This window comes from Nocardioides pocheonensis (assembly GCF_003725535.1).
GTDB lineage: Bacteria > Actinomycetota > Actinomycetes > Propionibacteriales > Nocardioidaceae > Marmoricola > Marmoricola pocheonensis.
Map to the genome: position 1 here is coordinate 332,845 of NZ_RJSF01000019.1, position 25,255 is coordinate 358,099.

At 71.9% G+C, this 25,255-nt stretch carries 24 protein-coding genes; 16 read left to right on the forward strand and 8 right to left on the reverse strand.

The window, feature by feature from the left end; genetic code table 11:
• The first annotated feature begins 3 nt into the window (after positions 1-3).
• The 4 genes from hisH to hisF all read left to right on the forward strand — a co-directional run bounded on the left by hisH (position 4) and on the right by hisF (position 2,570).
• The gene (gene hisH / locus EFL26_RS07435) at positions 4-663 is read left to right on the forward strand and encodes an imidazole glycerol phosphate synthase subunit HisH (protein WP_123222235.1); all 660 of its coding nucleotides are present in this window, start codon (positions 4-6) and stop codon (positions 661-663) included.
• Positions 660-983, forward strand: a complete 324-nt coding sequence (locus tag EFL26_RS07440) for a hypothetical protein (RefSeq protein ID WP_123222236.1) — start codon at positions 660-662, stop codon at positions 981-983. Before hisH ends, EFL26_RS07440 begins: the two co-directional genes overlap by 4 nt.
• A 76-nt stretch (positions 984-1,059) precedes the next feature.
• The gene (gene priA, locus EFL26_RS07445) at positions 1,060-1,803 is read left to right on the forward strand and encodes a bifunctional 1-(5-phosphoribosyl)-5-((5-phosphoribosylamino)methylideneamino)imidazole-4-carboxamide isomerase/phosphoribosylanthranilate isomerase PriA (RefSeq protein ID WP_123222237.1); all 744 of its coding nucleotides are present in this window, start codon (positions 1,060-1,062) and stop codon (positions 1,801-1,803) included.
• Positions 1,800-2,570, forward strand: a complete 771-nt coding sequence (gene hisF, locus EFL26_RS07450) for an imidazole glycerol phosphate synthase subunit HisF (RefSeq protein ID WP_123222238.1) — start codon at positions 1,800-1,802, stop codon at positions 2,568-2,570. The genes priA and hisF overlap by 4 nt, the downstream gene beginning before the upstream one ends.
• A gap of 10 nt (positions 2,571-2,580) precedes the next feature.
• Here the strand turns inward: hisF and EFL26_RS07455 are convergent, their stop codons facing one another.
• The 3 genes from EFL26_RS07455 to EFL26_RS07465 all read right to left on the reverse strand — a co-directional run bounded on the left by EFL26_RS07455 (position 2,581) and on the right by EFL26_RS07465 (position 4,779).
• Positions 2,581-3,441: a septum formation family protein gene (locus tag EFL26_RS07455; protein ID WP_148046657.1), complete on the reverse strand. Its 861-nt coding sequence runs from the start codon at positions 3,439-3,441 to the stop codon at positions 2,581-2,583.
• On the reverse strand, positions 3,438-4,211 hold the full coding sequence (locus EFL26_RS07460) for a septum formation family protein (protein ID WP_123222240.1): 774 nt from the start codon (positions 4,209-4,211) through the stop codon (positions 3,438-3,440). The genes EFL26_RS07455 and EFL26_RS07460 overlap by 4 nt, the downstream gene beginning before the upstream one ends.
• Positions 4,212-4,272: 61 nt before the next feature.
• Positions 4,273-4,779 (reverse strand): flavodoxin family protein, encoded by a 507-nt coding sequence (locus EFL26_RS07465; protein ID WP_123222241.1) that lies wholly within the window; start codon positions 4,777-4,779, stop codon positions 4,273-4,275.
• A 158-nt stretch (positions 4,780-4,937) separates the two neighbouring features.
• On the opposite strand from EFL26_RS07465, the gene leuA reads away from it, so the two are divergent.
• On the forward strand, positions 4,938-6,686 hold the full coding sequence (gene leuA / locus EFL26_RS07470; RefSeq protein ID WP_123222242.1) for a 2-isopropylmalate synthase: 1,749 nt from the start codon (positions 4,938-4,940) through the stop codon (positions 6,684-6,686).
• Here the strand turns inward: leuA and EFL26_RS07475 are convergent.
• A complete protein-coding gene (locus EFL26_RS07475) occupies positions 6,673-9,081 on the reverse strand; it encodes an ATP-binding protein (RefSeq protein WP_183408078.1) in 2,409 nt (802 codons plus the stop codon). The two genes, leuA and EFL26_RS07475, sit on opposite strands and share 14 nt — an antisense overlap.
• Positions 9,082-9,187: 106 nt before the next feature.
• Here EFL26_RS07475 and EFL26_RS07480 point away from each other — a divergent pair, with 106 nt between their 5' ends.
• The 4 genes from EFL26_RS07480 to EFL26_RS07495 all read left to right on the forward strand — a co-directional run bounded on the left by EFL26_RS07480 (position 9,188) and on the right by EFL26_RS07495 (position 13,402).
• Complete coding sequence (locus EFL26_RS07480) at positions 9,188-10,036, forward strand: alpha/beta fold hydrolase (RefSeq protein WP_123222244.1); 849 nt, start codon at positions 9,188-9,190, stop codon at positions 10,034-10,036.
• A 157-nt stretch (positions 10,037-10,193) separates the two neighbouring features.
• Positions 10,194-11,855, forward strand: coding sequence for a sensor histidine kinase (locus EFL26_RS07485; protein ID WP_123222245.1), 1,662 nt, complete (start codon positions 10,194-10,196; stop codon positions 11,853-11,855).
• Positions 11,856-11,879: 24 nt separating this feature from the next.
• Entirely contained in the window at positions 11,880-12,632 is a 753-nt protein-coding gene (recO, locus tag EFL26_RS24640; RefSeq protein WP_123222246.1) for a DNA repair protein RecO, read from the forward strand.
• A complete protein-coding gene (locus EFL26_RS07495) occupies positions 12,629-13,402 on the forward strand; it encodes an isoprenyl transferase (protein WP_123222247.1) in 774 nt (257 codons plus the stop codon). Before recO ends, EFL26_RS07495 begins: the two co-directional genes overlap by 4 nt.
• A gap of 156 nt (positions 13,403-13,558) precedes the next feature.
• Here EFL26_RS07495 and EFL26_RS07500 read toward each other — a convergent pair whose 3' ends face one another.
• From EFL26_RS07500 to EFL26_RS07515, 4 genes are read right to left on the reverse strand one after another with little or no spacing between them, the layout of a single operon-like run.
• Positions 13,559-13,963 (reverse strand): Fur family transcriptional regulator, encoded by a 405-nt coding sequence (locus EFL26_RS07500; RefSeq protein WP_123222248.1) that lies wholly within the window; start codon positions 13,961-13,963, stop codon positions 13,559-13,561.
• The gene (locus EFL26_RS07505; protein ID WP_123222249.1) at positions 13,950-14,936 is read right to left on the reverse strand and encodes a metal ABC transporter permease; all 987 of its coding nucleotides are present in this window, start codon (positions 14,934-14,936) and stop codon (positions 13,950-13,952) included. Before EFL26_RS07505 ends, EFL26_RS07500 begins: the two co-directional genes overlap by 14 nt.
• A gap of 1 nt (position 14,937) precedes the next feature.
• Positions 14,938-15,732 carry a metal ABC transporter ATP-binding protein gene (locus EFL26_RS07510; RefSeq protein ID WP_123222250.1) on the reverse strand — a complete coding sequence of 265 codons (795 nt, stop codon included), beginning with the start codon at positions 15,730-15,732 and terminating at the stop codon, positions 14,938-14,940.
• The gene (locus EFL26_RS07515; protein ID WP_123222251.1) at positions 15,729-16,598 is read right to left on the reverse strand and encodes a metal ABC transporter substrate-binding protein; all 870 of its coding nucleotides are present in this window, start codon (positions 16,596-16,598) and stop codon (positions 15,729-15,731) included. Before EFL26_RS07515 ends, EFL26_RS07510 begins: the two co-directional genes overlap by 4 nt.
• A 75-nt stretch (positions 16,599-16,673) precedes the next feature.
• Here EFL26_RS07515 and EFL26_RS07520 point away from each other — a divergent pair, with 75 nt between their 5' ends.
• The 7 genes from EFL26_RS07520 (at position 16,674) to EFL26_RS07550 (ending at position 25,185) form a co-directional block, all read left to right on the forward strand.
• Positions 16,674-16,994, forward strand: a complete 321-nt coding sequence (locus tag EFL26_RS07520) for an antibiotic biosynthesis monooxygenase family protein (RefSeq protein ID WP_123222252.1) — start codon at positions 16,674-16,676, stop codon at positions 16,992-16,994.
• A gap of 72 nt (positions 16,995-17,066) precedes the next feature.
• Positions 17,067-18,479, forward strand: coding sequence for a glycine--tRNA ligase (locus tag EFL26_RS07525; protein ID WP_123222253.1), 1,413 nt, complete (start codon positions 17,067-17,069; stop codon positions 18,477-18,479).
• Positions 18,480-18,571: 92 nt separating this feature from the next.
• Entirely contained in the window at positions 18,572-19,240 is a 669-nt protein-coding gene (locus EFL26_RS07530) for a hypothetical protein (RefSeq protein ID WP_123222254.1), read from the forward strand.
• Positions 19,237-20,403 carry a tRNA dihydrouridine synthase DusB gene (dusB, locus tag EFL26_RS07535; RefSeq protein WP_425464103.1) on the forward strand — a complete coding sequence of 389 codons (1,167 nt, stop codon included), beginning with the start codon at positions 19,237-19,239 and terminating at the stop codon, positions 20,401-20,403. The genes EFL26_RS07530 and dusB overlap by 4 nt, the downstream gene beginning before the upstream one ends.
• A 219-nt stretch (positions 20,404-20,622) precedes the next feature.
• Positions 20,623-21,408 (forward strand): SH3 domain-containing protein, encoded by a 786-nt coding sequence (locus tag EFL26_RS07540; RefSeq protein ID WP_148046658.1) that lies wholly within the window; start codon positions 20,623-20,625, stop codon positions 21,406-21,408.
• Positions 21,409-21,622: 214 nt separating this feature from the next.
• Positions 21,623-23,374: an ABC transporter ATP-binding protein gene (locus EFL26_RS07545; protein WP_123222448.1), complete on the forward strand. Its 1,752-nt coding sequence runs from the start codon at positions 21,623-21,625 to the stop codon at positions 23,372-23,374.
• A complete protein-coding gene (locus tag EFL26_RS07550) occupies positions 23,371-25,185 on the forward strand; it encodes an ABC transporter ATP-binding protein (RefSeq protein ID WP_342773520.1) in 1,815 nt (604 codons plus the stop codon). The genes EFL26_RS07545 and EFL26_RS07550 overlap by 4 nt, the downstream gene beginning before the upstream one ends.
• The last annotated feature ends 70 nt before the right edge of the window (positions 25,186-25,255 follow it).

Consider the following 25,255-nt stretch of genomic DNA (forward strand, 5'->3'; position numbering starts at 1 on the left):
ACGGTGGTTGAGCCTGTCGAGACCCGCCGGGTCGTCGTGCTCGACTACGGGTCGGGCAACCTGCGCTCGGCCGTGCGCGCCCTCGAGCGAGCCGGCGCCGAGGTCACCCTCACCGGCGACAAGGAGGCAGCCCTGGCTGCCGACGGCCTGGTCGTCCCCGGCGTCGGGGCGTTCGCGGCCTGCATGGCGGGCCTGCGCGCCGTCAAGGGCCCGGAGATCATCGGCCGGCGGCTGGCCGGTGGCCGGCCCGTGCTCGGCATCTGCGTGGGCATGCAGGTGCTCTTCGAGCTCGGCGTCGAGCACGGTGTGACGACCGAGGGCTGCGCGGAGTGGCCGGGCACCGTCGAGCGGATCCAGGCGCCCGTCGTACCCCACATGGGGTGGAACACCGTCGAGGTCCCGGAGGGCAGCATGCTGTTCGAGGGTGTCGAGCGTGAGCGGTTCTACTTCGTGCACTCCTACGGCGTCCGCGACTGGACCCTGTTCACCAACGGCCGCACCCGGGCGCCGCTGGTGACGTGGGCCGAACACGGTGGCGACCGGTTCGTCGCTGCGGTCGAGAACGGCCCGTTGTGCGCCACGCAGTTCCACCCCGAGAAGTCCGGCGACGCCGGCGCCCGGCTGCTCGCCAACTGGGTCTCCTCGCTGAAGGCGTCGCGATGAGCAAGGAGCGGGCCCGTCGCCGGGAGGAGCGGGAGCGCGAGGCGGCGATCCGGCGCGCGGCCCGGGTGCGGGCCTCGGAGCGAGCCGCCCGGCAGCGCGCGCGACGCGACGCGCTGCGCCGACGGCTGGTCCCGCTCACCACGGGGCGCCAGACCGGCGTGCTCGCGCGCCGCAGACGCACCCGGCTGAACCTCGTGATCGTCGCCCTGCTCTTCACGCAGGTCGTGGTCTGGGTCGTCCGTCCCGACTGGCAGGCGCGGCTCGCGGCCCTGCTCGTGGCCGCGCTGGCCTTCCCTGTCATCGCTGCCTTCACCCTCTGAACCCCATGGTGACCCTTCGACGCACGGACCGGAACCGAACGCCGGGACGCAATGCGCTGGACGCAAGGAGACCGATGTGAACGCCTACCTTCAGCTGCTGCCTGCCGTCGACATCAAGAACGGACAGGCCGTCCAGCTGGTCCAGGGCGTCGACGGCTCGGAGAAGCGCTTCGGCGACCCGGTCGAGGCCGCTTTGCGCTGGCAGGACGCCGGTGCGGAGTGGTTGCACCTGGTCGACCTCGACGCCGCGTTCGGCCACGGGCAGAACCGCGAGCTCCAGGCCGAGATCGTCGGCCGCCTCGACATCAAGGTCGAGATGAGCGGCGGCATCCGGGACGACGAGTCGCTCGAGGCGGCGATGGCCACCGGCTGCCGCCGGGTCAACATCGGCACAGCGGCCCTCGAGCAGCCGGAGTGGTGCGCACGCGCGATCGCGACGTACGGCGACCGCGTCGCGATCGGCCTGGACGTGCGCGGCACGACGCTGGCCGCGCGCGGCTGGACGCGCGAGGGCGGCGACCTCTACGAGACCCTGGCGCGCCTGGATGCCGAGGGGTGCGCCCGGTACGTCGTGACCGACGTCAACAAGGACGGGATGCTCCAGGGCCCGAACCTCGACCTGCTCCGGGACATCTGCGGCCGCACCGACCGCCCGCTGGTGGCTTCCGGCGGCGTCACCACCCTCGACGACATCCGGGCCCTCATGGAGCTGGTGCCGCTCGGCGTCGAGGGAGCGATCGCCGGCACCGCGCTCTACGAGGGCCGGTTCACCCTCGAGGAGGCGCTGGCGCTGACCCTTCCCGGTGGTGGCTCCCGATGACCCTCGCGGTGCGGGTGATCCCCTGCCTGGACGTCGACGGCGGCCGGGTCGTCAAGGGGATCAACTTCCGCGAGCTGCGCGACGCCGGCGACCCGGTGGAGCTGGCCAAGGTGTACGACGCCGAGGGCGCCGACGAGCTGACCTTCCTCGACATCTCCGCCTCGCACGAGGGCCGCGCGACCACGATGGAGATCGTCTCGCGCACTGCCGAGCAGGTGTTCATCCCGCTGACCGTCGGCGGCGGGGTAGGCAGCGTCGAGGACGTCGACCGCCTGCTGCGGGCCGGCGCGGACAAGGTCGCGGTGAACACCGCCGCCCTGCGACGTCCCGAGCTGGTCGCGGAGATCGCCGACCGGTTCGGCAACCAGGTGCTGGTGCTCTCGGTCGACGCGCGGCGGGTCCCGGCAGGCTCGACCACGGACTCCGGCTTCGAGGTCACCACCCACGGCGGCCGGCAGTCGGCCGGCAAGGACGCGATCGCCTGGGCGGTCGAGGCGGCGGAGCTGGGCGCGGGGGAGATCCTGCTCAACGCGATGGACGCCGACGGCACCCAGGACGGCTTCGACCTCGACCTGATCCGGCTGGTCCGGGCCGAGGTGAGCATCCCGGTCATCGCCAGTGGTGGCGCCGGCCGCCTCGAGCACTTCCCGCCGGCCGTGGCGGCCGGAGCCGACGCGGTCCTCGCCGCGACCGTGTTCCACTTCGGCACGCTGCGCATCGGCGAGGTCAAGCACACCCTGGCCGACGCGGGCTACCCCGTGCGCTGAGTCCCGTGCCTCAGGCAGGGTCAGGGGTCCAGCAGAGGCCGTAGCGCTGACCGGCGTTCCAGGCGTCCTTGGTGGGCCACTCGAAGCTCCAGTGCAGCTTCAGCGAGTCGGCGGCCAGCTTGGCGTCGACGTCGTGGCAGGCCGAGTCCGCCGCGGCCCCGGCGGCCTTCCCCAGGTACGCCGCGCCGGCCGGCAGGTCGACGGTCGCCCGGGCCCGCCAGCTGTGCGGCTGCGAGCAGATCACGCGCTCGAACCGGGAAGCGGCCGGTGAGGCGGTGCCGCAGGTGCCCCAGCGGTCGAGGGCGCCGTCCTGGGAGAGGATCCCCCGGGTCACCCGCGGAAGCGGGGCGAGGACGTCGTGCCCGGCGAGCGCGACGAGGTCGCAGCGGAACCACAGCGCGCCGCGGTCGCTGTCGGTCAGCGAGGGGCTGAACCACACCACCGTGAGCCGGCTGAGGCGCCGGGTCTCCTCGTCCCCGCCGACCTGCGCGGCGAGGGCGCGGCGGCACCGGCCCGCGATCTGCTGCTGCACGGGGTCGGCGTCGACCGCGAGCAGGTGCCCGTCGACGACCGGCCGGATCGTGCCGACCCGGATCGTCGTGGTCGTGTGCGCGGACGAGCACGGGACCGGCGGCTCGGTGGTGGTCGCCTTCACCGCGGCGGCGAAGTCGAGGTCGTAGCAGGCGTGCGCGGGCGGCGGAGCCGGCGGCGCGGGTGCGGCGGACGTCGCCGTGGACGACGAGGAGGACGTCGAGGGGGACGCCTCCGGCTTCCCGCTGCTGCACGCCGTGAGGCCCAGCAGCAGGACGGCCAGCAGGACGGCCGGCAGCAATCCCGGCCGTGCGCGCGTCGTGCGGGTGCGGGCGCTCATCGGTCGGTCCTCGCCCAGCAGACCGAGCGCCGGTTCCCGGCCGCCCACTCCGCCGCGTGGAACCACGTGTAGCCGAAGTCGTAGTCGTTCGCGTAGTGGGTCCACGCGGCCACCCACTCCGAGCAGCGGTCGCGCGAGAGCACCTGCACGATCCGGTCTCCCGGGTAGGGATCCTTCGGTTGCCGGACCTTGATCGTGCTCACCGCGCGCCAGTCGTGCGTCTCGGAGCAGGGCACCTTCGTGGAGCGCGGCACGCTGGGGCCGCGAGCGCACGTCAGCCAGGCGTCGGGCAGGTCGGTGCTGAACAGCCCCTGCGCGTCGACCGGCAGCGGGCGGAGCGTCTTGGCCCCGTCGGGGCCACCCACCACGTCGCAGCGGTACCAGCGCGCACCGTCGGCCCACCCCCGCTCCGAGGGCCGGAACCACGCCCAGGACAGCTGCACCCGCATCGCCAGGCTCTCGTCGAGGCCGACGAAGTCGCGGAACGCCTGGTTGCAGGCCTGGTAGACGAACCGCCCGTGCCGCGCGTCGGCGTACCCGCTCCCGGTGCTCGCGGGCAGCGTGCCGACGGCGAAGGTCTGCGCCGTGTGTCGCTGCGTGCACGGCACGACCGGGCCGGCGTTGCTCGGCTTCGCCAGGTCGCCGGCGTCGAGGTCGCGGCAGGCGCCCTGCCGGGGCGGGGTCCGGCGGTCGGCGTCGGTCGAGCCGGAGCTGCCGCACGCTGCGGCGAGGAGCGCGAGCGCGAGGAGCGTGACCGTACGTCGGACCACGGAGCCTCCTCAGCGCCTCCTCAGCCGGCCCTCGGTCAGGCGGCCCCACTCAGCTGGCCTCTCAGACGGACAGCAGTGCGGCGATCGTACCGCCCAGCTCGTAGGCGGCCTCCAGGTCGGCGTCGTCGACGTCACCCATCGCCTCCAGCACGTCGTAGCCCTGCTTCCAGCCGAGCGCCCCGGTGATCGAGAGCACCGATCGCACCGCGCCGGTGGTGTCGTAGCGGCCGTGCACGTAGAGCCCGAACGGCCGCCCCTTCGTCGCCCCGGCGGACTCGCCGGCGGCTCCGCTCGGGTCGAGCGCTCCGCCGACCTGGAGGAAGGTCGAGTCGAAGACGTGCTTGAGCGCCCCGCTCATGTAACCGAAGTTGGCAGTGGTGCCGAGCACGAAGCCGTCGGCGGCCAGCAGGTCGTCGGCGTCGGCGTCCCCCGTGGCGAAGGCGAGGGCCGGCCGCTCGACCACCTCGACGCCCTCGAGGGAGTCGTCCCGGGTGCCGGCCAGCACCTGCTCGGTCAGCGCCTGCAGGGCTCGGGTGGGGGAGTGGTGGATGACGAGCAGCGTGGACATACCTCCGACACTAGGCGGCGTCTCCGCTATGCTGGCCGCCTCATGTTGATGCGCAGCCTCCTCCTTCGCTGCCGTAGCGAGGTCTGACAGAGCCGGACCCCCTCGCTGCGGAGTGTTCGTGCACGCCGGCACCACTCACTGACAGCGAAGAGACGAACATGACCCTCGAGAACTCCCGGCTGAGCCGGTTCGCCAACACCCAGAAGCCCAGCGGCATGCCGGTGCACCGCTACCGCCCGTTCCCGCCGATCGACCTTCCCGACCGGACCTGGCCGACCGCGCAGATCACGCAGGCACCACGGTGGCTGTCCACCGACCTGCGCGACGGCAACCAGGCGCTGATCGACCCGATGAGCCCCGAGCGCAAGCACAGGATGTTCGACCTGCTGGTCGCGATGGGCTACAAGGAGATCGAGGTCGGGTTCCCGAGCGCCAGCGAGACCGACTTCCAGTTCGTCCGGCAGCTGATCGAGCGCGACAAGGTGCCCGACGACGTCACGATCTCGGTGCTCACCCAGGCGCGCGAGGACCTGATCGAGCGGACGGTGCAGTCGCTGATCGGCGTACCGAAGGCGAACATCCACCTGTACAACGCCCTCGCCCCGCTCTTCCGACGCGTGGTGTTCCACGCCGGCAAGGACGAGGTCAAGGACATCGCGGTGCGCGGCACCCAGCTGGTGATGAAGCACGCCGAGAACCACCTGGACAAGACCGTGATCGGCTACGAGTACAGCCCGGAGATCTTCACCTCCACCGAGCTGCCGTTCTCGGTCGAGGTCTGCGAGGCGGTCTCCGACGTGTGGCAGCCGGCCGACGGCCGCGAGATCATCCTGAACCTGCCGGCCACGATCGAGGTCGCGACGCCGAACGTGTACGCGGACCAGATCGAGTGGTTCTCCCGCCAGCTGACCCGTCGGGAGTTCACCACGATCAGCCTCCACCCCCACAACGACCGCGGCACCGCGGTCGCGGCCACCGAGCTGGCGATGATGGCCGGCGCCGACCGGGTCGAGGGCTGCCTGTTCGGCCACGGCGAGCGGACCGGCAACGTCTGCCTGGTGACCCTCGGGATGAACCTCTTCAGCCAGGGCATCGACCCGCAGATCGACTTCAGCGACATCGACGAGATCAGGCGCACCGTGGAGTACTGCACCCAGCTGCCGGTGCACCCGCGCCACCCGTACGCCGGCGACCTCGTCTACACCGCGTTCTCGGGCTCCCACCAGGACGCGATCAAGAAGGGCCTCGAGGACCTCGACCGGGTCGCCGAGGAGCAGGGCAAGCCGGTCTCGGAGATCCCCTGGGAGGCGCCGTACCTGCCGATCGACCCGAAGGACGTCGGTCGCACCTACGAGGCCGTGATCCGGGTCAACAGCCAGTCCGGCAAGGGCGGCGTGGCCTACATCATGAAGTCCGAGCACAAGCTCGACCTGCCCCGGCGGCTGCAGATCGAGTTCAGCCGCGTCGTCCAGCAGGCCACCGACGACTCCGGCAAGGAGATGTCGCCCGACGAGATCTGGTCGGCGTTCCAGGCGGAGTACCTCACCCAGGACGCGCCGCTCCGGCTCAACTCCGTGCACACGTCGTCGGCTGCCGGCGAGAAGGACCAGCTCACCGTCAACGTGTACGTCGACGGCGAGCTGCACGAGCTGCACGGCACCGGCAACGGGCCGATCGCCGCGTTCGTCGACGCGATCAACGGGCTCCGCGACGTCAACCCGGCCTGGGACTGGGACGTGCGGGTGCTCGACTACAACGAGCATGCGCTCTCCTCCGGTGGCGACGCGATCGCCGCTGCCTACGTGGAGTGCGTGGTCGGCGGCGTGATCCGGTGGGGCGTCGGGCTGGACCCGAACATCGTCACCGCGTCGCTGCGCGCCGTGGTCTCGGCGGTCAATCGGTCCTGACGCCGCTCGCCAGGGGCAGGGTGATCGTGAACGTGGTGCCCTGCCCCGGGTTGGAGTGCACGTCGATGTCGCCGTGGTGGCGCTCGACGATCGAGCGCACGATCGAGAGTCCGAGACCGGTGCCCTGGATCGCGTCCGCGCGCACGTTGCTCGAGCGGAAGAACCGCTGGAAGACGTTCTGGATCTCGTCCTCCGGGATGCCGACCCCGGTGTCGGAGACGCTGAGCCGGCACCTCTCGGCGTCGCGGTCGACCGAGACGGTGGTGGTGATCTCACCGCCGTCGCGGGTGAACTTGATCGCGTTGGAGAGCAGGTTGGTGAGCGCCCGCTCGAGGTAGGCCGCCTCACCGTCGACCAGCACCGGCTCGGCGGGCAGGTCCTCGCTCAGCTTCAGGTCGCGGCTGGACAGCAGCCCGATCACCGAGGCGTGGCTCGCCTGCACCACCGTGCGGACGTCCAGCGGCTCGAGGTGGGTGACCGGGGCGGACGGGCTCTCGTAGCTGGCCAGGGTGAGCAGGTCGTTGGCCATCGACAGCAGACGCTCTGCGTTGCGCTCGATCACGTCGATCATCTGCTTCTGCGCGGGCAGCAGCTCGCCCGCCATGCCGTCCTCGAGCAGCTCGATGCTGCCGATGATGCTGGTCAGGGGAGTGCGCAGCTCGTGGCTGACCGTGCTGACGAAGTCGTCCTTCGCGTCGTCCAGCGCGCGCAGGTGGTCCACCGCGAGCTGCTCGCGCTGGAGGGCCTCCCGCAGCAGCTCCTGGTTGCGACGGGTCTCGGTGACGTCGCGGGCCACGAAGAGGTAGCCGATCGGGCTGTCCGAGCCGTCCGCGATCACGCTGGTGGTCATGGACACGACCAGCGGCACGCCGTCGGGGGGCACCCACGTCCAGTCGCGGGTGCGCGACTCCGCCTCGGTCACGTCGTGCACCAGGGTCTCGAACCCGATCGGCACTCCTGCCGCGACGCCGCGCAGCGTGAGCTGGTCGGGATCCAGGAAGTCCAGGAACGAGTGCCGCGTCGCGGCCCGGGCGTCGATCCGGAGCAAGGCCTCGGCGCCGGCGTTCACCACGGTGATCCGGCCGGTGCGATCGGTCCCGACGATCGCCACCGTGGTCGCCGAGCGGAGCAGGTGCTGAAGGAGGTGCTGGGTCGCGCGCTCCTCGGTCAGGTCGGTCATCGTGAGCACGTACTGGAGAGAGCCGTCGTCCGGGCTGTGATACAGCCCGTTGGAGTAGGACACGACCCGCTCGCCGCCCGCAGCGGTGCGGATGACCGTCTCCCCGCGCTGCGGGATGCGGTCGGGATCGGCGAAGGCCCGCCGGGTCACCTCCCACTGCTCCGGCGGGAGGAGCCGCTCCCAGAACCCGTGGCCGAGCAGGTCCTCGGGGGTGAAGCCGGTGAGCCGGGTGACGGCCGGGTTCGCCAGGAGCATGATCCCGTTGACGTCGGCCACCATGATCGGCGTGGTCGAGGAGTCGATCACGGCTTCGGTACGACGCTGCTCGCTGCGCACGGCGACGTTGGCGAGGAGCTGCTGGCGCACGGCCAGGGCCAGCGGCAACCCGGTGACCACCAGGCACACGAGATAGAGCTGGGTGACCAGGTTGCTGGCCAGGCTGCCGGCGGGGTGCAGGTCGCTGACGAACGGCCCGTACCCGCGCACGGTGAGGATCGTGACGGCGCTGGCCATCAGCACCTGCTCGATCACCACGACCCGCGAGCCGAAGGCGACGCCGGCCCAGATCACCAGCGGGAGCGGTGCGAACGCCATCGCGAGGTCGTTGCTCGGTCCGAAGGCGAAGAGGATCGCGCCGAACAGCAGCAGGGCGTGCAGCACCACGGGGGCGGCCCGCGGGCGACGTACGGAGCGGTGGGGGAGCAGGCCGGTCGGGGCGATCACGATCACCGAGGCCCAGTGCGAGCCGGTGGTGACCAGCACGGTGCGGAGGAAGTCGCCCCCGAGGAACAGCCGGGCGCACACGGCGACGCCGACCGCCGCCACCAGGGCGCCGGCGAGGGAGACCCCGACCAGCCAGGCCAGGTCGGTGAGTCCCTCGAGGTGACGGCCGATGATGCGCCGGGTGCCCCAGCACACCACCACCACCTCGAGGACGTCGGCCAGCGCCAGACCGAGCGACGCGTCCCAGGGGTGGCCGCCGAGCACGTTCGCCAGCAGGTTCGCGACGTACAGGGCCGCGACCAGCGAGGGCCACCACGACCGCGGGGCGGCGAAGAGGGCGACCACGCCCACACCGGCGGCGGGCCACCAGCTGGCGGTGTGATCGGTCGCCCGGGAGATCTCGATGCCGACGAGCCCGGCCGCCAGCGTGGCGAGGACCAGCCCGGCGACGAGCGCCCGTCTCCAGGCCGCGACCTCTCCTCCCTGCACCACCGGTCGATTCTGGCGGAAATCGGGGGTCGGCGTGCGTGAATACGCGGAGGGCGCCCCCGTCGGTGCGGAGGGACGCCGGGCCCGGCTGCGTGCGAAACTGGCCTCCATGAGCCTGGTCTCCGAACGCGTCGGTCAGTTCTTCCACGACGGCCACCGCCTCGAGTACACCGAGTACGGCTCGGGTGAGCGCTGGGTGGTCCTCGTGCACGGCCAGCTGATGCCGCGGCGGATGCACCAGCCGCTCGCGCGCAGGCTGGCCGCGGCCGGGTCGCACGTGGTCACGGTGGACCTGCTCGGCCACGGGCGGTCCGACCGACCGGAGGACCCGCTGGTCTACTCGATGACGGCCTTCGGCGAGCAGGTCGTCGAGCTGCTGGACCACCTCGGCGCCCGCACCGCCGTCCTCGGCGGCACGTCGCTGGGCGCCAACGTCTCGCTGGAGGCGGCGGTGCTCGCACCCGGGCGTGTACAGGGCCTGATCGTCGAGATGCCGGTGCTCGACAACGCGGTCGAGGCCGGGATCCTCGCGTTCGCGCCACTGCTGTTCGTCTCGAGGTTCGTGCCGTTCGCGGTCACGGGCGTGCGGCTCGCGTCCCGCGCCGTGCCTCGGGGCATCGTGCCGTTCTGGGTGGGCATCGGCCTGGACACCCTCGACCAGCGGCCCGCGGCGATGGCCGCGACCGTGCACGGGCTGTTCTTCGGCAGGGTGGCGCCCTCGTCGAAGCAGCGCCGCGCGATCGACGTCCCGGCGCTGGTCGTGGGCCACACCCGGGACCCGATCCACCCGGCCGCGGACGCCGAGATGCTCGCCGAGGAGCTCGTCGGCGCGCGGTTCGTGCCGGCGCGGAGCATCCTGGAGTGGCGGCTGCGCCCCGACCGGCTCGACGAGATCGCCGTCGGCTTCGTCGACGAGTGCTGGAGCGCTGCGTCCGGCAGTCGCCTCGCCGGCAGCTGACCCGAAGCGGCGCGAGTCGCCGCCGCTGCGCCTCGCCTCGGCGGTGGGTTGGGGCTGAGCCGGAACCGGAAATGTCTCGATTTGACGGCTGATTCCGGTCACCTGCCGATACCCTCACGGTGTCCAGGGGTCGCACGAGAGGGGGCCGATCCCACCGATGCGATCCAGATCCGCATTCCTGCTCGGGATCCAGCACCTGCTCGGCCGGGACCACGCAGACCCCCGGGTCGCGCAGTACGTCTTCCTCGTCCCGGTCGCTCTCGACCTGCTCTCGGTGACCGCCGTCCAGCACGCTCACCTGACCGTGGACTACCTCGCCGGGCTCGGCGTCGCCGTGGCGGCCACGGTGCTCGCGGCGTACATCGCCCACGAGCGGGTGCCGGAGCGCTGGACGATCGCCGTGCCGACGCTGGACATCCTCGCCCTCGGCCTGATGAGGGCCATGCCCGAGAGCACCGTCGGGGTCGCCCTGGTGTTCCCGGCGATCTGGCTGGGCCTGCAGTACGGGCGACGCGGGGTCGCGCTCGCCGTCGCCGCGGCTCTGGTCGGCTCGCTGCCGACGTTCCTGATGCGCACGCCCCCGTCGGTCGAGCTGGCCCGGATGGGGCAGGTCCTGGTCCTGGCGCTGATCTGCTCGCTGGTGGTCGCCGTGACCGCCGAGCTGTGGCAGAGCAAGGTCGTCGAGGCGGCCGACGCGCAGCGGATGCTCGAGCGCGCGGTCGCCGACAGCGCGGAGCAGCGACGGTTCAACGAGGCGATCCTCAACAGCGTGGACGTGGGCCTGCTCGCCCTCGACGCGCAGGGCCGGGTGCACTCGATGAACCCGCGTCACCAGCGGTTCATGGAGCTGGCCTATCCCGAGGGCCACGACGGCTCTCCCGAGCACACCGGCTACACCTTCGCGGCCGACGGGTTCACCGAGCTCGCGCGCGAGGAGCTGCCGACGTGGCGCGCCGTGCACGGCGAGACCCTGCGCGACTACCTGATCTGGGTCGGGGAGGAGCCGAACATGCGCCGGGCGTTCGCGGTCTCGGTGTCGCCGTTCTTCACCCCGGCGGGCGAGTTCGACGGCGCGGTGCTGGCCTACCACGACGTGACCGACCTGATGACCGCCGCACGGCTCAAGGACGAGTTCGTCGCCACGGTCAGCCACGAGCTGCGCACCCCGCTCACCTCGATCGTCGGGTACGTCGACGTGCTGCTCGAGGACGTCGCGGAGATCCCGGGCGACGCGCGCCCGTTCCTGCTCACCGTGCAGCGCAACGCCCGACGCCTCCACCGCCTCGTCGACGACCTGCTCTCGGACGCGCTGAAGCTGGGCAAGGCCGAGCTCCACGTGGGCCGGATCTCGCTGCCCGCCGTGGTCCGCACCTCGGCCGTGGAGGCCGAGAAGGCGGCCCGCACCAACGGCCTGACCTTCAGCTTCGAGGCGACCGCGACCCCGCTCGAGGTGAGCGGCGACGCCGAGCGGCTGTCGCAGGTGGTCGACAACATCTTCAACAACGCGATCAAGTTCACCCCGCACGGCGGGCACGTCTCCTGCACGGTCGAGCGCGACCGCAACGAGGGCGTCATCCGGATCAGGGACACCGGTCGCGGCATCCCGGCCGACGAGCTCGAGGACGTGTTCGTGAAGTTCTTCCGGTCGCCGGGAGTCCAGACCGACGCGATCCCGGGCACCGGCATCGGGCTGGCGATCTCCAAGGCGATCGTCGAGGCCCACGGCGGCACGATCGACCTGACCAGCAAGGTGGGAGAGGGCACCACCTTCGAGATCAGGCTGCCGCTGGTCGAGCAGCGAGTCGGCCACCCGGCCTGAGGGGCGACGCGCGACAATGTCGGCATGCCCCTCTACAGCGACGAAGCGATCGTGCTGCGCACGCGCAAGCTCGCTGAGGCCGACCGGATCATCACGCTGCTGACCCGCGAGCACGGGGTCGTCCGAGCCGTGGCCAAGGGCGTGCGCCGCACGACGTCGAGGTTCGGGTCGCGGCTGGAGCCGTTCACCCACGTCGACCTGCAGCTGGCCGAGGGCCGCAACCTCGACGTGATCACGCAGGCGGTGACCCGCTCACCGTTCGGCGAGGCGATCAGCGCCGAGTACGACCGCTACACCGCGGCGTCGGTGATGCTCGAGACCGCGGAGCGACTGGTCGTGGAGGAACGCGAGCCGTCCGTCCAGCAGTACCTCCTGCTCGTCGGTGCGCTGCGGGCGATGGCGTCCGGGGAGCACCGCCCGGCGGACGTGATGGACTCCTTCGTGCTGCGCTCGCTGGCGGTCGCCGGTTATGCACCGTCGTTCGACGGATGCGTGCGGTGTGGCGTGGAGGGCCGGCACCGCGCCTTCCACCCCGCCTCGGGCGGCGTGCTCTGCAGCTCGTGCCGGGTGCCCGGCTCCGCCCACCCCGCCCTCGAGACGGTCGTGCTGCTCGGCGCTCTGCTCGCGGGCGACTGGCCGGTCGTGGACGCCGCCGACGACCGGCACCGCAAGGAGGCCCGCGGCCTGGTCTCGGCGTACCTGTCCTGGCACCTCGAGCGCGGGCTCCGCTCGATGGCGTACGTCGGGGGTGCGCAGCCCGCGGGAGGGGGCTCGTGAGAGGTCGCCGACGCACCTACGCGGCGCCCGACCCGCATCCCAGCGGTGCCCGGCCGCCCGCCCTGCCCCCCGAGGCGGTGCCGCGCCACGTCGCGGTGATCATGGACGGCAACGGCCGATGGGCCAAGAAGCGCGGGCTGCCGCGCACCGCGGGTCACGAGCGTGGCGAGCAGTCCCTCGTCGAGGTGGTCAAGGGCGCCATCGAGATCGGGGTCGAGGCGATCTCGGCGTACGCGTTCTCGACCGAGAACTGGTCCCGCTCGCCCGAGGAGGTGCGCTTCCTCATGGGCTTCAACCGCGACGTGGTGCGCCGGCGGCGCGAGGAGCTGCACAGCCTGGGCGTCCGGGTGCGCTGGGCCGGCCGCGAGCCCCGGCTGTGGCGCTCGGTGATCAAGGAGCTCCGGATCGCCGAGGACCTCACCCGCGACAACGACGTGCTCACCCTCACGATGTGCGTGAACTACGGCGGACGCGCCGAGATCGCCGACGCGGCGCGCGCCGTGGCGCACGACGTGGCCGCCGGCCGGCTCGACCCCCGCCGCGTCGACGAGCGCACGTTCGCGCGCTACCTCTACGTCCCCGAGCTGCCCGAGGCGGACATGGTCTGGCGCACCTCGGGGGAGGAGCGGCTGAGCAACTTCATGCTCTGGCAGGCCGCCTACTCCGAGATGGTGTTCAGCAACGTGCTCTGGCCCGACGTCGACCGCCTCGCCTTCTGGGCGGCGATCGAGGAATACGCCCGCCGCAACCGTCGCTACGGCCAGGCGTGACCCGGCACGCACGCTGGCTGCGCCATCCCGAATCGGAAGGTGTCGGTCGACGGCGGCGCGTCAGCGACGAAGGCCGCCTTCCCTCCTCCGCCTTGCCATCGCACGCACCGGACCACGCCTGCGGCGTAGCCCGGCACGCACGCTGGCTGCGTTGTCCTACCCCCGGTGGCAGCGCGCGCAGGTGCCGAAGATCTCCAGCGTGTGGCTGACGTCGGCGTACCCGTGCTCGGCCGCGACCGCGCGGGTCCACCGCTCCACGGTCGGGCCCTCGACCTCCACCGTCGCGCCGCACACGCGGCAGACCAGGTGATGGTGGTGGCTGCCGCTGCAGCGACGGTAGACGGCCTCGCCGGCCTCCGAGCGCAGCATGTCGAGCTCGCCGGCGTCGGCCATGGCCTGCAGGGCGCGGTAGACCGTGGACAGGCCGACGTTGTCGCCGGCTGCCTTGAGCGCCTCGTGGATCTCCTGGGCGCTGCGGAAGTCGTCGAAGTCCTCCAGCGCCGCTGCCACGGCGCGACGCTGGCGGGTGGGACGCACGCCCGAGGAGTCAGTGCTCGTCATAGTGGCCTCCGTGGACGGCGTGCCGGTGGCCGTCGTGGATGTAGTCGACGTGGTCGCCGTGCTCGATCGCGAGGTGGCCGCAGCCGGGGCCGTGTGCGTGCCGGTGCGGCTCCTCGACGGCCTGCTCGGCGGGTGGCTCGGCCATCTCGAAGGGCACCCGGGCCAGCCGTCGTCGCTGCACGACCATGCCGACGGGGGCGGTGACGGCGAAGCCGAGCAGGGCGACCAGCACGATCGTCGAGCCCGGCGGCAGGTCCGCGTAGGCGGACAGCGCGACGCCGACGACCGAGGCGAGCAGCCCGGCGACCATCGCGGCCAGCATCGTCGACCGGAAGCCCCGCGAGAACTGCTGTGCCGTCGCCACCGGTATCACCAGGAGTGCGCTGACCAGCAGGAGCCCGACCGTGCGCATCGCCACGCTCACCGTCACCGCGGCCAGCACCGAGATCAGCACGTTGTAGAACCGCACGGACAGGCCCGTGGTGCGGGCGAAGTCCTCGTCGTTGGACACCGAGAACAGCTGTGGCAGGAGGCTGAGGGAGAGGGCGACCACCAGGCCCGCCAGCCCCACGCTCACCCACACGTCGGTCGGCGAGATCGAGAGCAGCGAGCCGAACAGGTAGGAGTTGATCGAGGCGATGCCCTTGCCGCCGAGCGAGACCAGCATGAGCCCGCCGGCCAGGCCGCCGTAGAAGATCAGTGCGAGCGCGACGTCGCCCGACGCCCGGCCCGACGCGCGGATCAGCTCGATCGCCACCGCACCGACGATCGCCACCACGACGGCGGTCAACGTGGGGGAGGTACCGGTCAGCAGTCCGAGCGCGACCCCGGTGACGCTGATGTGGCCGATGCCGTCGCCCATGAGGGACAGCCGGCGCTGCACCAGGAAGGTGCCGATGGCCGGTGCGGCCAGCCCGGTGACGGCGGCGGCGATCAGCGCGCGCACCATGAAGGCGGCGGTCAGGATGTCCATCTCAGCGCTCCTCGCCCAGCAGGCCGGACATCGGCGGCACGTGCACGATCGGCTCGCCGGGCTCGCAGTGCTCGCCGTGGCCGGCGTCGAGGTGGCCGGCACCGGCCAGGTGCGTCGGCGGCCCGTCGTACGCGACCCGGCCCTCGCGCAGCACCACGGTGCGTCCGATCAGCGGCTCGAACGGACCGAGCTCGTGCAGCACGACCAGGATCGTGGAGCCGGCCGCCGCGCGGGTCGCCAGCGCGTCGGCGATCGCCTGCTGGCTGATCAGGTCGACGCCGGCGTTCGGCTCGTCCAGCACGAGCAGCTCCGGCCCGCCGGCCAGGGTCCGGGCCATCAGCACCCGCTGCTGCTGGCCGCCCGAGAGCGTGGAGACCTGCTGGTTCGCCCGGTCGGCGAGCCCGACGGTCTCCAGGGCCTCGCGTACGGCGCGCCGGTCCGCCGACCTCGGCAGCCGCAACGGACCCCGTCGAGCGAGGCGCCCCGCTGCGACGACCTCGCGCACGGTCGCCGGTACACCTTGCGCGATCGTCGAGCGCTGGGGCACGTAGCCCAATCGCCACCAGTCCTCGAAGGCGTGCAGCGGTCGGTCGAAGAGCTGCACCGACCCGGCGGCCAGCGGCAGCAGGCCGACCGCGGCCTTCACCAGCGTCGACTTGCCCGACCCGTTGGCGCCGAGGAGTGCGACCACCTCGCCCTGACCGACGACCAGGTCGACGTCACGCAGGATCGGCCGGCCGCCCAGGCTCACGGCGCCGTCTCGTACCTCCAGCACGGGCTCGTTCGTCACGCTCATGAGGACACCTTGCACCCGTTGGCCTGCTGCAGGGCGGCGAGGTTCTTGCGCATGATCGAGACGTAGTCGGCGGAGCTGCCCTTGGCCACGCCCTCGATGGGGTCCAGCACCGCGGTGGTCAGTCCGAGGTCGTGGGAGAGCACGTCGGCCATCTTGGGGCTCGCGAGCGTCTCGCTGAACACCGTCGTGACGTGGTCGCGGGCGATCAGGGCGCGCAGCTGCTCGAGGTGGGCGGCGCTCGGCTCGGCGTCGGGGGAGAGCCCGGCGATCGGCGCCGAGCGGACGCCGTACCGGCTCCAGTAGCCGAAGGCGTCGTGGCTGGTGACGACCACGTTCCGGGCGCAGTCGGCGAGCCCGGCGCTGAAGTCGTGGTCGAGGGTGGTCAGGGTCGTGTCCAGGGTGGCGAGGTTGGCGGCGTAGTCCGCGGCGTGCTTCGGGTCGAGGGCGGCCAGCCGCTTCTCGACGGCCGCGGCCGCCCTCGCCAGGCGGAGCGGGTCGAGCCAGAAGTGCGGATTGCCCTCCTGGAGGTCCACGTCGGGGGCCACGTCGAGCGCGTGGTGCTTCGCGTTCTGCGCCACCGCGTCGTCGACCGCGGGCTGGAGCTTCGACTCGTAGACCACGAGGTCGGCGTTGGCGACCTCCGCGACCTGGCGCACCTTGAGCTCGAGGTCGTGCGGCTCGACGCCGGGGGCGGTCAGGTCGACGATCCGGACGTGCTGGCCGGCGATCTGGGCCGTGACGAACTGCAGGGGGTAGAACGAGGTCACCACGGTGGGGCGCCCGTCGCTGCTGGTGCCGACCCCGCACGCCGACAGCGGCGCGACGAGCGCGACGGCGAGCACGAGCGGGAGGAGACGGGTAGACATGACAATGATTCTCATTCCGAATGAGAATCATTGTCAAGTCAGCCGGCGGCGAGCACGGGAGGCTAGGCTCTCGCCGTGCTGGTGGTGAACAGGTTCCGGGTGTCCGCCGGCGATGCGGCGCAGTTCCGTGACGACCTCGTCGCCGCGCACGAGGTGCTCGCCGGCCAGGTCGGCTACCTCGAGGGCAGCGCGGGCCGCAACGTCGACGACCCGGGGCTCTGGGTGCTCGTCACCCGGTGGCGCGACGTCGGCAGCTACCGCCGCGCGCTCTCGTCGTACGACGTGAAGCTCGGCGCTGTGCCGCTGCTCAGCCGCGCGGTCGACGAGCCCAGTGCCTTCGAGGACGCCGACGGGGAGCTCAACGAGGCGATCCCGCGCAACGCCGGGACGTCGTAGTCGATAAGGTTGGCCCTTGCCCGCCGGCAGCCAGTCGGCGTCAGGAATCTGCCAGCAGGAGCTGAACAACCCGTGGCCAAGAAGCCGGTCTCCACCGTCGACAACGTCGTCTCCCTCGCCAAGCGGAGGGGTTTCGTCTTCCCGTGCGGGGAGATCTACGGCGGCACCCGCTCGGCCTGGGACTACGGCCCGCTCGGCGTCGAGCTCAAGGAGAACATCAAGCGCCAGTGGTGGCGCTCGATGGTCCAGTCGCGCGACGACGTCGTCGGTCTCGACTCCAGCGTGATCCTGCCGCGCCAGACGTGGGAGGCCTCCGGCCACGTCGCGACGTTCACCGACCCGCTGACCGAGTGCCAGTCCTGCCACAAGCGGTTCCGCGCCGACCACCTCCAGGAGGCGGTGTTCGAGAAGCTGGCGAAGAAGGACGACTCACTCACCTCGCCCGACGACGTCGACCTGTCGACGGTCGCGTGCCCGAACTGCGGCACCCGCGGCGCGTGGACCGAGCCCCGGCAGTTCTCCGGGTTGCTCAAGACCTACCTCGGCGTGATCGAGGACGAGTCCGGCCTGCACTACCTGCGCCCGGAGACGGCCCAGGGCATCTTCCTGAACTTCGCCAACGTCGTGACCTCGAGCCGCAAGAAGCCGCCGTTCGGCATCGCCCAGATCGGCAAGAGCTTCCGCAACGAGATCACGCCGGGCAACTTCATCTTCCGCACGCGCGAGTTCGAGCAGATGGAGATGGAGTTCTTCGTCAAGCCGGGCGAGGACGAGGAGTGGCACCAGTACTGGATCGACGAGCGCACCCGCTGGTACGTCGACCTCGGCATCCAGCAGGACAACCTGCGCCACTACGAGCACCCGGCCGAGAAGCGCAGCCACTACTCCACGCGCACCGTCGACATCGAGTACCGCTTCAACTTCGCGGGCTCGGAGTGGGGTGAGCTCGAGGGCATCGCCAACCGCACCGACTACGACCTGACCGTGCACTCCAAGGCGTCCGGCACCGACCTGTCCTACTTCGACCAGGCCCACAACGAGCGCTACGTGCCGTACGTCATCGAGCCCGCGGCCGGCCTCTCGCGCAGCCTGATGACGTTCCTCGTCGACGCCTACACCGAGGACGAGGCGCCCAACACGAAGGGCGGCGTCGACAAGCGCACGGTGCTGCGGCTCGACCCGCGCCTCGCCCCCGTCAAGGTCGCCGTGCTGCCGCTGAGCCGCAACGAGGACCTGACTCCCCGGGCGAAGGCGCTCGCCGCCGAGCTGCGCCAGCTGTGGAACGTCGAGTTCGACGACTCCGGGGCGATCGGGCGTCGCTACCGCCGGCAGGACGAGATCGGCACGCCGTACTGCGTGACGGTCGACTTCGAGAGCCTCGACGACGGCGCGGCCACCGTGCGCGAGCGCGACTCGATGAGCCAGGACCGCATCCCGCTCGAGGGTCTGCGCAGCTACTTCGCCGAGCGCCTCGGCGCGTGCTGACCCCGAAGACCGGCGGAGTGACAGACCGGGTGACGCGGCGAGCGGGGTTGTGCCTGAGCCACATCCGGGCCCGGTCCGTGCACAATGTGCGGGTGACTCACCCTGCCCCTCGAGCCGCGCTTCGCGCTGCCGTCCTCGTCGTCGCCGGCTCGCTGCTGCTCGTCGGGTGCGGGGGCAGCACGGGCGAGAAGCCCACCACGAAGCCCTCGGTCAGCCTGCCGACCGGTGACGTCAACGTGCCGTCGGGCGTGGAGCTCACCAAGGCGGGCGCCCAGCTGAAGTTCGGCGAGAAGGCGACCGTGGCCTACGAGCCGAACGCGCAGCGCAACACGGTGCTCGAGCTCACCGTGACGAGCGCCGCGCAGGGCACCATCGACGACCTCAGCAGCTACGTGCTCGACGACCGCACGAAGTCCTCCACGCCGTACTACGTCAACGTCACGGTGACCAACGTCGGCGACGGTGACGTGGGCCAGACCCCGATCCCGCTGTGGGCCGTGGACAACGCGAACACGCTGATCCAGGCGTCGAGCTTCACCAACTCGTTCTCGCGGTGCCCGTCCACCGCTCTGCCGACGACGTTCGCCCCGAACGCCACGCTGAGCACCTGCCTGGTGTTCCTCGTCCCCGAGCACGGCACCCTGACCGGCATCAGCTTCCGTCCGCTGCAGGCGGTCGCGCCGATCATCTGGAGCGGCACGGTGACCCCCGCCGCGTCCGCGACGCCGGCGCCGACGAACAAGAAGAAGAAGAAGTCCTGAACGCTGGTCTCACCCTCGGCCCGGTCCGGGTCGACACCCCCGTGGTGCTCGCCCCGATGGCCGGCATCACCAACGCCGCCTACCGTCGGCTCTGCCTGGAGCAGGCGACCGCGGACGGCGGGAGCAGCCTGTTCGTCTGCGAGATGATCACCTCGCGCGGCCTGGTCGAGGGCGACGCGACGACGCGCTCCATGCTGGTCTTCGACGAGCGCGAGAAGATCCGCTCGGTGCAGCTCTACGGCACCGACCCGGCGTACGTCGGGAAGGCGACCGAGATCCTCTGCGCCGACTACGGCGTCAGCCACGTCGACCTGAACTTCGGCTGCCCGGTGCCCAAGGTCACCCGCAAGGGCGGGGGAGCGGCCCTGCCGTGGAAGCGCAACCTGCTCGGCGAGATCCTGCGCGCGGCGGTCGGCGCGGCATCCCGGTACGACGTGCCGGTGACCATGAAGACGCGCATGGGCATCGACCCCGAGCACCTGACCTACCTCGACGCCGGCCGGATCGCGGAGGAGTCCGGGGTCGCGGCGATCGCGCTCCACGGCCGCACGGCGATCCAGGGCTACTCCGGCGTGGCCGACTGGGACGCGATCGCCCGGCTGGTGGAGCACGTCTCGATCCCGGTCCTGGGCAACGGCGACATCTGGGAGGCCGGGGACGCGATCCGGATGGTCGAGCAGACCGGCGCGGCGGGTGTGGTCGTCGGACGGGGCTGCCTCGGCCGCCCGTGGCTGTTCCGGGACCTGGCCGCCGCGTTCGCCCGCCGCGAGGGCGGCGAGCCCTTCGCGGCACCGACGCTGCCGTCGCTGGGTGAGGTGAGCACGACGATGCGCCGTCACGCGGAGCTCCTGTGCCGGCACATGGGCGGCGAGGAGCGCGGGTGCAAGGAGTTCCGCAAGCACGTGTCCTGGTACCTCAAGGGGTTCCGCGCCGGCGGTGAGCTCCGCCACGCCCTCGCGCTGGTCTCGACGCTCGCGGAGCTCGACGGGCTGCTCGCCGAGCTCGACCCGGACGAGCGGTTCCCGGAGGTCGTCCTCGGCGAGCCGCGGGGCCGCCAGGGTGCGCCTCGCAAGCGCGTGGTGCTCCCCGAGGGGTGGCTGGACGACACCGACGGTCGCGGTGTGGTGCTCCGCGAGGACGCCGACGAGACCACCGGCGGCTGACCGTCCCGCGGCCGCACGTGGCCGCGCTCACGGTCGGGAATGCCCGCTTTGGGACGAGTTGGATTGGTCTTTCCGGGGCCGGACGTGTTCTGATGTCGGGGCCCCGCTCGGGCGGGCATGCCCTTGTAGTCAACGTGAGGACGACTCGTGACCCGAGGCAGACACAGCCTTGCGCCACAGAAATCCAGGCATCGTCGCGCCGCCTACCTGGCCGCGCCGTTGGTCACCACTGCGGTGGTCGGGATCGGCGTCGCGCTGTCCGGGGGCGGCGGCCCGTCGGTCGACGTGACCCGGTACGCCGCGGCCGGCGACCTCTCCGCCGCCACCGGTGCCCAGGCTTCCGCGACGCCCACCGAGCGCGTGATCGAGGCATCCCGCGACCGGGACCGGCTCGCGGTCGCCCAGCTGATCGACCCCAAGGTCTCCGGCCGGATGTGGACCACGGTCGACCTCGACCTGCGCGCCACACCCACGCAGGACGCGGACGTCCTCGGCGAGGTCAAGGCGATCACCCGCGTCGGCGTGACCGGGGAGCGCACGGGCGGGTACGCCCAGGTCGTCGTACGTCAGGACGGGCAGCGCACGCTGGCGTGGGTGACCCAGGACTACCTCGCGGACCAGAAGCCCACCGATCCCGCGAAGCTGCCGCTCAGCGACCAGCCGTGCCCCGACACGTCCGTCGAGCACGGGCTCACCGACGCAGCCGTCCGGCTCTACCGCGCGGTGTGCCACGCCTTCCCGCAGGTGACCCGCTACGGCGGCTGGGACAACCACGGCGAGCACAGCAGCGGCAAGGCGCTGGACATCATGACCAGCGACGTCGCGCTCGGGAACCAGATCGCCGCGTTCCTGCAGGCGCACGCCTCCGAGCTGGACATCTTCGACGTGATCTGGCGCCAGCACATCTGGACCAGCGAGCGCGCCGGCGACGGTTGGCGCTCGATGCCCAACCGAGGCTCCGCGACGGCCAACCACATGGACCACGTCCACTCCTCGGTCTACTGACCGGCGCCGTGGTTCCGGTGGTTGAGCCTGCCGACACCACGCCCGCCAAAACGAGTGGGCGGAACACTTCGGCGCCACCTAGGGTTTGCCCACTGTGAGCGAGACGTCGACGCGCCCGGACGGAGCACCTGCGAACGACGCCACGAACCCCGCCGCTCACGACGGGGCTCACGAGGCGACCAGTCCTCCGGCTGCTGACCCGGGCCGCTCGACCCTGCGGGACGGCTTCGGCGTCCTCGGGGTCGCGATCCGCCGGGAGCCGTGGATCTTCACGGTCTCGACGCTCGGCAGCCTGCTCTTCGGCGCGCTCACCGTCGCCGACGCCTGGGTGCTCGGCTGGGCGACCGACCACGTGGTGCTCCCCGCGTTCCGCACCGGCACGACCACCGCGCGGGCGGTCCTCGCGGTGCTGGCGCTGTTCCTCGGCGTGGCGATCCTGCGCGCCGTGGGCATCGTCGCCCGGCGACTCGGCGCGGGCGTCATGCAGTACCGCATGCAGGCGGCGTACCGGCGCGAGGTCACCGCTCAGTACCTCCGGCTGCCGATGGCCTGGCACCAGCGGCACCCGGCCGGTCAGCTGCTGTCCAACGCCAACTCCGACGTCGAGGCGGCGTGGGCCCCGATCGCGCCGCTCCCCATGGCGGTCGGCACGCTGGCGATGGTGGTCATCGCCGTCGTCCAGATGCTGCTGGTCGACCTCACCATGGCCGCCGTCGGGCTCATGGTGTTCCCGCTCGTCACAGCAGCGACCCTGACCTACCAACGGTTCTCCTCGCCGCTGTTCACCCGGATCCAGGCGCTGCGCGCCGAGCTGAGCGAGGTCGCGCACGAGTCGTTCGACGGCGCGATGGTCGTCAAGACGCTCGGGCGGGAGGCCGAGGAGACGGCGCGCTTCGCGGAGAAGGCCGAGCAGCTGCGCGACCTGGGCATCCGGGTCGGCCGGATCCGTGCGGTGTTCGACCCGCTGCTCGAGGCACTGCCCGGGTTCGGTGTGCTGGGGGTGCTCGGCGTCGGCGTGTGGCGGATCCGCCACGGCCATGCCGACCCCGGCGACGTGGTCACGATCGCCTACCTGCTCACGATCGTCGCCTTCCCGATCCGCTCGATCGGCTGGCTGCTGGGCGAGTTCCCGCGCTCGATCGTGGGCTTCCGGCGGGTGCAGCGGGTGCTCGACGAACCCGTCGAGACGACGTACGGCGACGTGCGGCTCGGCGACCCGCAGCGTGCTGCCCGGCTCGAGCTCGACGGCCTCGCCTACTCCTACCTCCCGCAGCAGCCGGTGCTCGGCGACCTGAGCTTCGTGGTCGAGCCCGGACGCACCGTCGCCGTCGTCGGAGAGACCGCGTCCGGCAAGAGCACGCTGACCACCCTGCTCACTCGGCTCGTCGACCCCGACGCCGGTCGCGTGGTGCTCGACGGGGTCGACCTGCGCGACCTCGCCCCGGGCGAGCTCGCCCGGCACGTCGCGCTGGTGCCGCAGAGCGCCTTCATGTTCGACGACACCGTCCGGGGCAACGTCACGCTCGGCGAGGACGTGCCCGACGAGGAGGTGTGGTCCGCGCTCCGCACGGCGCAGGCCGACGGGTTCGTGGCAGCGCTGCCGAAGGGGCTGGACTCCCGGCTCGGTGAGCGGGGGACCACGCTCTCGGGCGGGCAGCGCCAGCGGCTCTCCCTGGCCCGTGCCCTCGTACGTCGTCCTCGCCTGCTCGTCCTGGACGACGCCACGTCCGCGGTCGACCCGGAGGTCGAGGCCCGCATCCTCGCCGCGATGCGTACGGCTGTCGCCGAGGGGTCGGCGTCGACGCTGGTCCTGATCGCCTACCGCAAGGCCACGATCGCGCTGGCCGACGAGGTGCTGTTCCTCGCCGGCGGACGGATCGCCGACCGCGGCACCCACGCCGACCTGCTCCAGCGCAACCCCGCCTACGCCCGGCTGGTCAACGCCTACGAGGAGGTGCCGACGTGACGACCGTGGCCCCGTCCGCGGGCACGTCGATGGCCACCGGCGACGAGATCTCGGCCTGGCAGACGATCAAGCGCGGTGCCGAGATCTCCCCGGAGCTCAAGGACGGCTTCTGGGGGACGCTGCTGCTCGCCCTGCTCGGCACCGCCGGCCGTGTCGTGGTCCCGGTCGTCGTGCAGCAGACGCTCGACCGCGGCATCAACGGCCCGCACGGCATCGATCTCCCGTTCGTCACCCGAATGGCGCTCGTCGCGGCGCTCGCCCTCGTGCTGACCGGCGCCTCGTCGTACCTGATGACCGCGCGGCTGTTCACCACGGCGGAGCGGGGTCTCGCGACCCTGCGAATCAAGGCGTTCCGGCACGTGCACGACCTCCCGGTGCTGACCCAGAACACCGAGCGGCGCGGCGCCCTGGTCTCGCGGGTCACCAGCGACGTCGACCAGGTCAGCCAGTTCCTGGTCTTCGGCGGCATCATCGGCATCATCAGCGTCGGGCAGGTCATCGTGGCGACCCTGATCATGCTGTACTACAGTTGGCAGCTGACGATCGTGGTCTGGGTGTGCTTCGCGCCGCTGTTCCTGTCGCTGCGGTACTTCCAGCGCCGGCTGTCCGCGGCGTACGGCGTGGTCCGCCGGATGGTCGGCCAGATGCTCGCCGCGGTCTCCGAGCCGGTCGTCGGCGCCGTCGTCGTGCGCACGCACGCGATCGAGGGCCGCACGCAGGCGCGGATCGACGAGGCGATCGCGCGCTACCAGGACGCCAGCACGAAGGCGCAGGGGCTCACGGCGTTCTCGTTCTCGCTGGGCGGCGTCTCCGCCGGACTCGCGAACGCCCTGGTGCTGATCGTGGGCATCTGGCTGGGCCAGGGCCACCTCTGGGCCGGCCACGTCACCTCCGGCGAGGTGCTCGCCTTCGCATTCCTGGTGTCGCTGTTCGTGAGCCCGGTCCAGATGGGCACCCAGGTGCTCACCGACGCCCAGAACGCGATCGCCGGGTGGCGCCGGGTGATCGGGATCCTGGACACCCCCGCCGATCTCGACGACCCGGGCGCTACGGGAGCGTCCCTCCCGCACCGTCCGCTCGACATCGAGTTCGACCACGTCGACTTCGCCTACCCCGGCGGGCCGCTGGTGCTGCGCGACGTCGACCTGCGGATCGAGGCGGGCACGCGCGTCGCGGTCGTCGGCGAGACCGGCTCCGGCAAGACCACCTTCGCCAAGGTGCTCACCCGGCTGATGGACCCGGTCTCCGGATCGGTGCGGCTGGCCGGCCACGACCTGCGCACGGTCACGTTCTCGTCGCTGCGCCGCCGGGTCGTGCTCGTGCCGCAGGAGGGCTTCCTCTTCGACTCCACGCTGCTGGCGAACGTGTCGTACGGCGACCTCGACGCGACCCCCGACGACGTCCGCCGGGCGGTCATCGGGCTCGGGCTCGGGGACTGGCTCGAGTCCCTCCCTCTCGGTCTCGACACCCGTGTCGGGCAGCGCGGTGAGTCGATGAGTGCCGGCGAGCGCCAGCTGGTGGCGCTGGTCCGCGCCCACCTCGCCGACCCGGACCTGCTCGTCCTCGACGAGGCCACCAGCGCGGTCGACCCGGCCCTGGAGATGCGGATCGGCCGCGCCCTCGAGGCGCTGATGTCCGGCCGGACCAGCGTCACCATCGCCCACCGGATGTCCACGGCCGAGAACGCCGACGAGGTGATCGTCTTCGACCAGGGACGGGTCGTGCAGCGTGGCCCGCACACGGCCCTGGTCGCCGAGGGCGGGGTCTACGGCCGGCTCCACGCCTCCTGGGTCGCCCAACAGGGGACGTGACGCCGAGCGGGCACGGATGCTGCGTCGACGTACGCCGAGCGGGCACGGATGCTGCGCTGGGGTACGCCGA

Bases quoted from the DNA above. Each gene is read 5' to 3' on its own strand.
- leuA (WP_123222242.1), top strand. From the start codon at position 4,938: ATGACCCTCGAGAACTCCCGGCTGAGCCGGTTCGCCAACACCCAGAAG.
- EFL26_RS07465 (WP_123222241.1), bottom strand. From the start codon at position 4,779: ATGTCCACGCTGCTCGTCATCCACCACTCCCCCACCCGAGCCCTGCAG.
- EFL26_RS07510 (WP_123222250.1), bottom strand. From the start codon at position 15,732: ATGAGCGTGACGAACGAGCCCGTGCTGGAGGTACGAGACGGCGCCGTG.
- EFL26_RS07515 (WP_123222251.1), bottom strand. From the start codon at position 16,598: ATGTCTACCCGTCTCCTCCCGCTCGTGCTCGCCGTCGCGCTCGTCGCG.
- EFL26_RS07485 (WP_123222245.1), top strand. From the start codon at position 10,194: ATGCGATCCAGATCCGCATTCCTGCTCGGGATCCAGCACCTGCTCGGC.
- recO (WP_123222246.1), top strand. From the start codon at position 11,880: ATGCCCCTCTACAGCGACGAAGCGATCGTGCTGCGCACGCGCAAGCTC.
- EFL26_RS07480 (WP_123222244.1), top strand. From the start codon at position 9,188: ATGAGCCTGGTCTCCGAACGCGTCGGTCAGTTCTTCCACGACGGCCAC.
- EFL26_RS07500 (WP_123222248.1), bottom strand. From the start codon at position 13,963: ATGACGAGCACTGACTCCTCGGGCGTGCGTCCCACCCGCCAGCGTCGC.
- EFL26_RS07505 (WP_123222249.1), bottom strand. From the start codon at position 14,936: ATGGACATCCTGACCGCCGCCTTCATGGTGCGCGCGCTGATCGCCGCC.
- EFL26_RS07455 (WP_148046657.1), bottom strand. From the start codon at position 3,441: ATGAGCGCCCGCACCCGCACGACGCGCGCACGGCCGGGATTGCTGCCG.
- EFL26_RS07440 (WP_123222236.1), top strand. From the start codon at position 660: ATGAGCAAGGAGCGGGCCCGTCGCCGGGAGGAGCGGGAGCGCGAGGCG.
- hisF (WP_123222238.1), top strand. From the start codon at position 1,800: ATGACCCTCGCGGTGCGGGTGATCCCCTGCCTGGACGTCGACGGCGGC.